Raw genomic sequence first — 2,070 nt, forward strand, 5'->3', positions numbered from 1 at the left:
AACCATTTTCGATAATTGTATCTAATAAGACATTGTCTGCATTATCAGCAATTTCTTTTAAAGTTGATAGACCTAAACCACGACCTTCACCTTTAGTAGAAAAACTTTCTTGGAACAATTCATGAATACGTGGTATATCATCTGCACATTTATTCATAACAATAAACGTTACTGAATTTTCGCTTTCAATAAATGCAACTCGAATGATAGGATCATCAATTTCACTTGATGCCTCTATTGCGTTATCAAGAATAATACCAATACTGCGACTTAAATCGATCATATTCAAATTAATGCGAGTTACTTCATCTGGTATTTCTATACTAATCGGTATATTCATTTCTTGTGCACGTAAAATTTTAGCTGTTAGAAGACCTTTAATCTCACGTACTTTAAGATTCTCAATACCATTTAACTTAAGAGCATTCATTTGTAAATTATCTTTCATAGGTACAATATTTTTATTGAAATAGTCTCGAAGACCGGTCATGTCATCTTCACGAATGTATTCTGAAAGAGTCGTCAAGATATTGACATAATCATGACGGAACTTGCGCATTTCATTATTAATTGCTTCAATCTTTAATGTGTATTCATAATAGGTTTCAATTTCTTCTTGATTACGTTTATATTTCATTTCTTTAAGAGTAAATTGAGAATAAATAAAAATTAAGATACTCAGTAATATAATAATTCCCAAGAATAAAAGCGAATACTGTTTGATTGTTGATGCATCACTCGCATCAATTTGCGAATATGCAAATAACAAAGAGAATGTTATTACTATAACAATAGTTATAACAGTAAGGAATTTTTTATTAAGAGAAAGGTATGTACCATTTATCCTTTTTAATATTCTATTTAAAATGTAGGCAAGTGCATAAGAAATTGATACATACACTACCAAAAAGATTGGTAGAACTATAAACATGCTGTGTGAAATTGTTATAATGTATGAAAAAATAATGATATAAACGAAATTTGCACAATATAAAATGATTTGAGTAACCATTACTAAAAATACAGAATATAGTCTAATTTTAAAATAGAGAAAAATTATTATAAAAATTGTTATAGCAACTAGTGAAATACTTCCGATTTTGTCAAAGAAATATACTGAAGATAACACTATTCCAATAATGTATATATAATCTGATTTTTTGTATCTTATTCCACTAATAAATGCAGATATAAAGAACATTAATGAAACTTGAACAATTACAAATAAAACGTAATTATAATCATTTAATGCTTCCACTTACTATCACACTTTCTCTTATAGTTATTCGTGTAATTGAGTTAATTCTTTTGGTACTTCAGCTTCGTCCAATAAAAAATCACAATTTATATACGCGGCTCTGTAACCGATGCTGTTGAAAAAGTCAACTAAAAGCTCAATAACTTTGTTGAGTAATTTTTTCATAATTTAGTCCTCCTTTGAATAGTATATTGGTAGTAATGTAATAGCTTGTATAATAATACCCAGTTGAATAAATTGGGTATATGGTTCTTTTACAAAAAGTGTGATAATGAAAAGAATTGTACTAATTATAATTGAAAAATATCTTTTTTGCTTTACAAGCCTCGCTGGGATAGGCTTCTTCTTAGTGGCTGCAGGTGCATATTTAATCACTACTCCAACACTTATTAATGCTAAAAACATCATTAGTGTTTCATTAATATGAAAATGCAATACTAATAGAGGTAGCACAATAAAAAGTGTAATGCTTTCTATATAACACCAAAAAGATGAAGGTGCATGTGCACCATGTGCATACCTTCTAATTAGATAAAACGATATATTAGTAATTAAAGTGAAGATAAAAATGTTTAAAATATAGGCAATAGTATACATAACAATTAATTTACCTATATTTTTAGCTAAGACCTGCATCCCTAATCGTACTTGCAAAAATTGAATATGATCTAAGTTATTTCTCTTTTGAAGATACGTGGCAAACTGGTCAATTTTATTATCAAAATAATTCAATTTTACACCACTCTCCTCACTGTCATTATACGATTTAGTACAATCTTTTATCATTATATTGCCTAACTGTAGGAAATAAA

The 2,070-nt window shown here is 27.9% G+C and carries 3 protein-coding genes; all 3 read right to left on the reverse strand.

Features of this window, described 5'->3' with window-relative positions:
• Positions 1–1,258 (reverse strand): quorum-sensing sensor histidine kinase AgrC (gene agrC / locus IDG60_RS12055; protein ID WP_206160741.1); only part of this gene is annotated, 1,258 nt, incomplete at its 3' end.
• 24 nt (positions 1,259–1,282) lie between these two features.
• Positions 1,283–1,423 (reverse strand): cyclic lactone autoinducer peptide AIP-III precursor, encoded by a 141-nt coding sequence (gene agrD, locus IDG60_RS12060; RefSeq protein ID WP_000735197.1) that lies wholly within the window; start codon positions 1,421–1,423, stop codon positions 1,283–1,285.
• 3 nt (positions 1,424–1,426) lie between these two features.
• Positions 1,427–1,990 carry an accessory gene regulator AgrB gene (locus IDG60_RS12065; RefSeq protein ID WP_001105705.1) on the reverse strand — a complete coding sequence of 188 codons (564 nt, stop codon included), beginning with the start codon at positions 1,988–1,990 and terminating at the stop codon, positions 1,427–1,429.
• Between the last annotated feature and the right edge of the window lie 80 nt (positions 1,991–2,070).

This window comes from Staphylococcus sp. EG-SA-2, from assembly GCF_017152085.1.